The sequence below is a fragment of the Labilibaculum sp. K2S genome (assembly GCF_030372765.1).
Classification (GTDB): domain Bacteria; phylum Bacteroidota; class Bacteroidia; order Bacteroidales; family Marinifilaceae; genus Labilibaculum.
The window spans coordinates 1-8,318 of sequence record NZ_JAUCMW010000040.1 but is presented as its reverse complement, the minus strand read 5'-3'; the positions used below and the strand labels follow the sequence as shown (position 1 = coordinate 8,318).

General features: G+C 47.0%; 6 protein-coding genes. 5 read left to right on the top strand and 1 reads right to left on the bottom strand.

The genetic code is table 11. From position 1 onward, the window contains the following. The 4 genes from QUH73_RS20310 to QUH73_RS20295 all read left to right on the top strand — a co-directional run. Positions 1-1,036, top strand: a 1,036-nt coding sequence (locus QUH73_RS20310; RefSeq protein WP_289532279.1) for a tail fiber domain-containing protein, incomplete at its 5' end; no start/stop codon positions are given. A gap of 322 nt (positions 1,037-1,358) precedes the next feature. Continuing rightward, positions 1,359-2,540, top strand: a complete 1,182-nt coding sequence (locus QUH73_RS20305) for a hypothetical protein (RefSeq protein ID WP_289532278.1) — start codon at positions 1,359-1,361, stop codon at positions 2,538-2,540. Between the two features lie 450 nt (positions 2,541-2,990). Continuing rightward, positions 2,991-3,896 carry an oxidoreductase gene (locus QUH73_RS20300; protein ID WP_289532277.1) on the top strand — a complete coding sequence of 302 codons (906 nt, stop codon included), beginning with the start codon at positions 2,991-2,993 and terminating at the stop codon, positions 3,894-3,896. Between the two features lie 560 nt (positions 3,897-4,456). Next, positions 4,457-5,878: a TlpA family protein disulfide reductase gene (locus QUH73_RS20295; protein WP_289532276.1), complete on the top strand. Its 1,422-nt coding sequence runs from the start codon at positions 4,457-4,459 to the stop codon at positions 5,876-5,878. A gap of 720 nt (positions 5,879-6,598) precedes the next feature. Here the strand turns inward: QUH73_RS20295 and QUH73_RS20290 are convergent. Then, positions 6,599-6,760, bottom strand: a complete 162-nt coding sequence (locus QUH73_RS20290; protein WP_289532275.1) for a hypothetical protein — start codon at positions 6,758-6,760, stop codon at positions 6,599-6,601. 421 nt (positions 6,761-7,181) lie between these two features. On the opposite strand from QUH73_RS20290, the gene QUH73_RS20285 reads away from it, so the two are divergent. Beyond that, positions 7,182-7,709: an FISUMP domain-containing protein gene (locus QUH73_RS20285; RefSeq protein WP_289532274.1), complete on the top strand. Its 528-nt coding sequence runs from the start codon at positions 7,182-7,184 to the stop codon at positions 7,707-7,709. Positions 7,710-8,318 lie beyond the last annotated feature (609 nt).

Genomic DNA, 8,318 nt, shown 5'->3' with positions numbered 1-8,318 from the left:
TTTGGCTATTGCGGCCGATGCGGTCACCTCTGCAAAAATTCTGGATGGAACGATTACCTATGCTGATATTGCCGACCAAACCATACAGGCAACCAAACTGAACAGCATTACTGTCAATGGAACCAGCGGTCAAATGCTGACCTCAAACGGATCTGGTGGTTTTAACTGGGTTGCTGCTCCTGCTGCTTTACCTACAGGTACAAGTAACTACACCATGTATTACAATGGCTCGAATTGGGTTGCTTCTTCTGCCTTGCAGAACAGTGGTGCTAATATTACAATGAGTGGAGACCTGGCTCTTAACGGTGGCGATTTAACCACAAACCAAACTACTGCAACATTGTTTAACACGACTGCCACTACGGTTAATATTGCAGGAGCTGGCACAAACATAAATATTGGGGCGACTACCGGAACAACCAATGTTAATAATGACCTTGCTGTAAAGGGTGGCGATTTAACCACAAACCAAACTACGGCAACTCTGTTTAACACAACTGCCACTACACTTAATATTGGTGGAGCTGCTACTACAACAAATATAGGTTCAGGTACTGGTACGTCCGTAGTTAAGGTAAATAATAATCTTCAGATTGGTGCGCCATCTGTTGGGCATATAGCCGTTAACGGAAGCGATTTAACCATGGCTGGCGATGCCGAGATTGATGGTAACCTTTGGGTTGATGGTAATTTTTATAACCCGTCAGACGAACGCCTGAAATCCCATATTGAAACCCTTACCGGGGTATTGGCACGCATCGACCAATTGCGCGGGGTGAGCTACGAGTTTAAAGATCAACAGAAATATGCCTCGGGCCCGCAAGTTGGGGTTATTGCCCAGGAGCTGCAAAAGGTTTTTCCTGAATTAGTAACCAAAGGTGCCGACGGCTACCTGGCAGTTAATTATTCGCAGCTTACTGCTGTACTCATCCAGGCTGTTAAGGAACAGCAACAACAAATTAACGACCTGAAACAGCAAATGGCTCACCAGCAACAGCAAATTAACGAAATCATGACACGATTAGATCATAAATAATTTTGTGGATGGTGAGGGTTTCGCTACAGGTGAAACCCTCGCTAATGCCAAACTCTAACTTCCCCACGTTTGTAACAAGTGGGGGGGCAGTTCTTTGTTTTTAGTTACAAACGAAGCAAAAAATAAAACTGTGTTTAGCACGCCGGACCTGTAAACACAAAGAATGAAACAGAAAACAAGAAAACAATAACGCTAATCAATCGGGTTGCCGACTTCCGTTCTCCCCTCTCCACCGGAGAGGGGACGGGGGGGAGGCTACAAATTCTGTTGGTTGATGAATTAATGATTGCAAAATAAATAATTAACGATAAATATTTCGACAGTGAAAAACAAAACTTTACCTTATCTGCTTACTACCCTCTCGCTTGTATTGCTGGTAAATACGGGCTTTTCACAAAAGAAAACCTTACTGGTAACCCCTGGTGGTAAAATGCTGGGTGGCCCGGGTGGAACGTTTATTTTGGCCGGACCTGAACCGGTAGCGCCGGGTAACCAGGCTCCTGTTGCTGGTAGTGTAGCGGTAACAGGTACTGCGCAGGTGGGGCAATTGCTTACAGTTGCGTTTAACTACTCTGATGCCGAAAACGATCCACAGGGAACCAGCCTTTACAAATGGTACCGTGCCGACAATGCCGCGGGCTTAAACAAAACCGCCATAAGTGGTGCAACGGCTGATACTTACACGCTCGATGCTGCCGACCAGGGCAAGTACATTACCGCAGGTGTTAAACCTGTGGCAACCACAGGTACCAGTACTGGAACAGAAGTGCTGGCTGCCTATACAGGGCAGGTAACAGGCGGCGCATTTGTATGCGGCGGTACCATTACCGTAAACCACAACACTACAGATGGGGTAAGCCCCGTAACTACAACCATTACTTACAACACGGTTCAAAGCAGCCTTACCGGAGGCTCCAAATGCTGGATTACTCAAAATTTAGGTGCGAGCCAACAGGCAGCATCGCCATTTGATATATCGAAGGAAGCTGCTGGTTGGTATTGGTTATTTGGATATAAACAAGGATATACTGGTGATGATGGGATGCCGGTTATGCCTGCATGGGTGTCTAATCTGCAGCTTCGAACCACTAACTGGGTTGGTAGCGACGATCCTTGTACCCTGCTTGGTGACGGCTGGAGGTTACCTACTTTTACGGAAATAAATAATTTTGCTAGAGGTTATGATTCTTGGGACTTTTCTGCTGGCGATGGTAATACACTGTATGATCCTTGGTTTGGATATCAGTATAGCCCATACCCAATCTTTGACAGTGAGCTTAAATTGCACTTTGCTGCCGGTTATGCAAATTGGGATGTTGTACGCGACGGTACTAGTGGTAATTCCAGTACTATAATAAGCAGTACTGTACTGGCGACACAAACTTCTGGTGGAACTGTTAATGTAACTTATGGATTCCTAAATTTGGATGGAGTACCTGCCGCAAAGTCAACAACTGCGGCCCGTGATTCTAATTTAAGGAGTGTGCGTTGCCTTCACGACTAGGATTGAAGTTTTTTTGATTTCTTGTCCTTTCACTCTCCTCCTCGTTTGTAACGATGGGTTTATGGTTGTTTGTTTTTAGCAACAAAACGACCCCTCTGGGAGTACGACGAGTATTGGGTCTTTGCCTGCCTGCCGCAGGCAGGGGGTGAGTAATTTAAACTGCGACATTATTTCATATGTCTATAATTTATTTTTCAGTTGCCAGATACCTGCCTTTTCGGCAGACAGGCGCTAGGCGCTAGGCGGAAAATTCTCCGTAGGTGGTTCCTGAGCCTGACGAATGAAGATTCAGTATTGTAGTAAAATCAAGCCACAGGCGTCTTTTACCTCGTAGAGGTTAAACCCAATAAGCGTTTCAACCAGATGGACAAAATTTTACAGGACAACAGTGTTAAATAATAGTAAATAAACAATATGGCCTTTATGGTTATGTGTTAAAAATATAAACAAATGACGAATACAATTGCACAACAATGGATCGGCGAAAACATGCAAAGTCAGGCCGGAAAAACAGTACTGATTACCGGCGCTAACTCGGGCATTGGGTATCACATGGCCGAAGAACTGGGCCGTTTGGGAGCCCGTGTGTGGGTTACCTGCCGGAGCGCTCAAAAACTGGAGCAAACCCTCCAGCGTTTACGGAGCGGTGTGCCAGCCGGTAATTTCGATGGCGGCGTACTCGATTTGGGTAGCCTGCAATCGGTAAATACATTTGCTGCTGAATTTCTGATGAAACACGATCATTTACATATCCTCATTAACAATGCAGGGGTAATGGTTCCACCCCCCGGAAGAACAGCCGAAGGCTTCGAAATGCAGTTTGGTGTTAACTTTTTAGGACATTACGCGCTTACCGGGTTTCTTTTCACGCTCCTGAAAAACACTTCTGGTTCGAGGGTAGTCACCTTAAGCAGTATTTCGCACAAAGGTGGGCGCATCGATTTTAATAATTTCCGGTTGGAAAAACCCTACGACCCCTGGCGTGAGTACGGGCAAAGTAAAATGGCCGACATCATGTTTGCCATCGAATTGCAACACCGTATTGTGTCCGGAGGGCTAAACATGTTATCGCTTACGGCTCACCCGGGGGTTAGCAAAACCGGCCTTCAACGCAACATCGATCCCCGGCTGATTGGTCAGTTCGATGCCATGGATGCTCTGCAGGGCGCCCTTCCGGCACTAATGGCTGCCACTTCCGATGCTGTTTTGGGTTTCGATTATTTTGGCCCGGTTGGCCCGGGCGAAATAAATGGCTTACCCGGGAAAGCCTATGTCGATCCGTATGCTTTTTCGGGCGATATTGGTATTCGGTTGTGGGAATTTGCCGCGAAAACAACCGGGGTTGAATTCCCCTGACCCAAAGATGATATATAAGTTGAATAAAAAATAAAATGAATGTCCGTCTTTGTACCTAAACAGTTAATTATTGAGCCTTTATCTTTTGCCGTTGACTTCAGTCAACGGACAAGATGGGAAAAAAGGATTTGGGCTTTAGCCCTATCTGCTGTGGCTAAAGCCATTCTTTGCTGTCAGCTGAAGCTAACGGCAAAGAATAATTAGGTACATAGCCGGATACTCCTAAAAAATAAAATGTTGTTTCGGGGTTTATTGTCTTGAAGATTAATAAATGTTACAGTTAAAATGTTCTGAAATATGGAGGCCGTATCAAAAATGGTTTTTTTTAACGTCCAATTAGAAAGTACAGACACTGTTAAAACCCCTAAATCCCCTGAAGGGGACTTCAAAGCCGTACCTTCACGGGAGGTTTGCCCGATAACACCAGGCATGGAGGGGGAATGAATTTAAATACGACATGATTTGCTTTTTAAAGCCTCTCCTAACCCCGTATGACAAGCCTGTGGGCGGGCAGTGGAGTAGGGGGTGGGTTTGGAGAGGGTTTTCTAAAATACAAACAGATGAAGCAGGTTTTTAAATTAGTTTTGATTGTAGCAGTTATAACGCTGTCTCATACAACTTTTGCCGAAGGGCGAAAAGTGACCATTTCGCTGCGTGGGGTGTACAATGCCACGGTTGCCGTTTCGCCTTTTGCCGGCATGCGTATTGGCGCACCGGTAGTTCAGGATGTACTGCTGGCCAACAAGGGTACGATGCAGGTTGATGTGCCCATGACCTTAATTCCGGGTGAGTTTCAGTTTAAGTTCAATTACCGGAAACAGGCATCCGATCGCCCTACTCCGGTAGAAATTAACCTGTTTCTGAACCACGAGGATATACACATCCACATTAATCCGCTTTATGCAACCGGTGATAGTTTAACCATCGATAATGATGTTGAAAATAAGGTATTTGGCCGGTTTATGGCTGAGGTTGGGCAGCGGCGCCAACAGATAGGCCTGCTGCAACAATTGCTGATGGGCTACACCGACCGGAAAGCTGCGGTAGTAAAAGAGGCTGAGGCCGAAATGAAAAAACTAAGCGGAAATTACAACAAGTGGGTAAAACAGCTGGAAGAGCAAAACAAGGCATTGTATGTTTCCCGTTTATTCCGCTTCCAGTACCTCACCGATTTAGGGCAGGATGGCTCTGGTAATACCGACGCGCTGACGGCCATGGCCAAAAAATACCTTTCGGTCATCGATTTTAACGATACGCTTGTGTTGCGTTCGCGGCAGTTAAACGAGTTTGTTGGCGGGTACATGGGCTTGTTTGGACAGTTGGCAACCACCGAAGCACTTCGCGATTCGCTCTTTACCCAGGCTGGCCGTATTGCTTGTGGTTTGGCTGCCAAAGGCGCCCCGAAAATGTATGGCTGGATGGTTGATTATTTTTATGCCGGTTACGAATCGTATGCTATTGACCCCGGGATGAAAATGCTGGAGCTGCATCTGAATAACCCTGATTGCCTGACTTCGAAACGACAAGCGATTGAAAAACGGCTCGAAGGCCTGAAGAAAATGGTAATAGGGGCTGAGGCGCCAGCCTTTGAGGCGCAAATGGCCGACAGCCTGTTATTCCGGTTCGACGGTGTTCCGAAGGAAAAAAACTACGGGTTGCTTGTGTTTTACGATACCACCTGCGGGCATTGCTCGCAACTGATGCAGGAACTGCGTAACTGGTATGCCAAACTCGAAAATGCAGTATGGTTTAACATCGTTTCTGTGGCTTTAAATGAAAACCGGCAGGTCTGGAAAAGTGCGCACCGCCTGGAACAGTTTGCCTGGAACGATGTATGGGCGCCCGGTGGCGTTAACAGCGAAGCCGCCGGAAAATATTTTGTACTGGGTACACCCATGCTGTATATTGTGGATCCCGACCTGAAAATTGTGGCTATGCCCAAAGATATGGCTGAAGTTGAAAAATTTCTGAACCAGGACTAGGACAAAAGCTCCTCATACTCCCTTAGTGGAATAATGAATGATAAATTTTGAATGATGAATGGAGGAGCGCGAGTCAGGGTTTCACTTGAATAGCACCTAAACAAAAAAATGTTACTGCCCTGTGGCAGAATACGAATAACGACGAAAAAAAATGGTCATTGATCTCAAAAACGGTTTAAATTTAATTTTATCGTTCCGTCAGGAACAAAATACTGGTAGAAAAAAAGAGTGACATAGATGTTCTCTTGTCCCATACGGGACAAAATGGACAAATAGATGACTGACTTTCTACCCATCTATTTTCCCTCCGGGAAATTTTAAACAGTCACTTAAAAGAATGAATACTTAACAGTTTGAAATGATGTGTAAAAAAAAAATCTTCCGTTTACCGGTACTCCTCATTCTGGTTTTGCTGGCAACTACTGGTTTCGCCCAAAAGAGAACCATATTGGTAACACCGGGAGGTAAAGTATTTGCCGGCTCCGGTGGCACGTTTATACTTGCCGGACCTGTAATTAATGATACCCCGCTGGCAAGCAGTGTTACAATTAGCGGAACCACCGAAATGGGACAAATACTTACGGCTAACTATAGCTATAGCGATGCCCAGAGCGATCAGCAAGGGACAAGTACCTACCAGTGGTACCGTGCCGACGATGCCTCTGGATCGAATCAGGCAGCCATTGCCGGCGCAACAGCCAGTACCTACATACTCGCTCCTTATGACTGGAACAAGTACATTACCGTAGGCGTAACTCCGGTGGCAGTATCGGGGCCAAGCCCTGGTGCCGAAGCCCTGGCCGGATATGTGGGGCCGGTCACTCTTTTTACTCCGCCGGCTCCTCTTATCGGAAGCTTTAGCGGAAAGCGAAGTTTCGACATTGCCATGAGTAACGACAATATAAACAACTGTGGAGCTGTGAGCGTCCGGGTTTCGCGCCAGGCCGACTTTACCAGCGCTGCCACCAATACACAAAGCTACACCTTTACACCAACAGGCACGGTAAGCAACGTGCGTTTTGGCTACGACAATACCAATGGCGCTCCCATAACTGCAATTAGCGGTGGTAACCCGGGAGTTAACATTACCGGCGATGTAGTGGCTACTGTAACTTACAGCCAAACACTAAATACCGACGCATTAGGCCTAACCAACACGAACGCTTTAACAGCTAGAATTTATGTGGTGTGCAACAACAGCTCCGACGGCACCGGCACCGACCAGTCACTGGAACTAACAGTAAGCATTAAAGACTGTGCGTCCTGTGGTGCAATGGTGTCGCCAACTGTTTACAAAGAATTTATGTGTCACAACCTGGGAGCCGACCAAAGCCTGGATCCTGATGTTCCTGTTGAAGGAATACACGGTAATTATTACCAGTGGGGTAAAAAAGATGCTTACGCTAATACATCTGCCATCTACGGTGCATGGAGCCGCACCCCTGCGGCCGACGGCACCTGGTCAGACGATAGTAAAACCTCCAGGGATCCTTGCCCGGCTGGCTATCGCGTACCTACTGAAAATCAATGGTATGGTGTAGCTAATTACAATACCGCATTTCGTACAGGATCATGGGCTGATGATGGGAATTTTACTACCGCTCTGCACTTTGGCCCCGATGCCGGTACTAAAACGCTAACTCTGCCGGCTACCGGCTTCCGCGATCACATCGATGCCGCTGTTTGGAATCGAGGTGCTGAAGGTTATTATTGGAGTAGCACCGTATCGTATACTGATGCATGGGCCTACAGGTGCCAAAGCAGTATTGCCAGTAGTGGTGCGACCACCAGTCGGGCAAGCGGGTCTTCGGTGCGATGCATTTCCGAATAACTAGCGGCACAAGTCAGGGCTTCACTTCGAGTGAAACCCTGACTAATAGCCGCTCCGGGTTCACCGGTTTGTAACCGCCGGCAAGGCCATCTGATCCGATGACTGGGGTTCATCGGATCAGTACAGAGGCCCCAGTAAACAAAACGTTCTTTAAAATACTGAAAAATACAGCAATGGATATCGGCGCAAGTCAGGGCTTCACTTCGGGTGAAACCCTGACTAAACGAACGGCCTGACTGCATACTCTTGGCTTTCGTCATTCCGAATTTATTTCGGGATCTGACATTCAGGAGTTTAACGGTCGGGGGCAGCAGCCCGGAGAGTAGCAGTGCTGACCGTTCCGTCACATAAATGTGACGGCAAAGGATATCATCCGGATCAGGGGAGACCATCATCCACTGCCGTTCCGCTTTTGGCGAATGGGCACGGAAATTTGGTTCTATACTATATTGAAAAGCAAACCGATGAAGTGGCGCAAGTCAGGGCTTCACTTAGAGTGAAACCCTGACTAAGCGAACGGACCGCCGGCAAGGTCGGCTGATCCGATGACTTAGGTTCATCGGATCAGTAAAACCGAGTTGTTTAACCCTTTGGGGGTATAAAACCGCC

Bases quoted from the DNA above. Each gene is read 5' to 3' on its own strand.
- QUH73_RS20300 (WP_289532277.1), top strand. From the start codon at position 2,991: ATGACGAATACAATTGCACAACAATGGATCGGCGAAAACATGCAAAGT.
- QUH73_RS20295 (WP_289532276.1), top strand. From the start codon at position 4,457: ATGAAGCAGGTTTTTAAATTAGTTTTGATTGTAGCAGTTATAACGCTG.
- QUH73_RS20290 (WP_289532275.1), bottom strand. From the start codon at position 6,760: ATGTCGAAACTTCGCTTTCCGCTAAAGCTTCCGATAAGAGGAGCCGGC.
- QUH73_RS20285 (WP_289532274.1), top strand. From the start codon at position 7,182: ATGTGTCACAACCTGGGAGCCGACCAAAGCCTGGATCCTGATGTTCCT.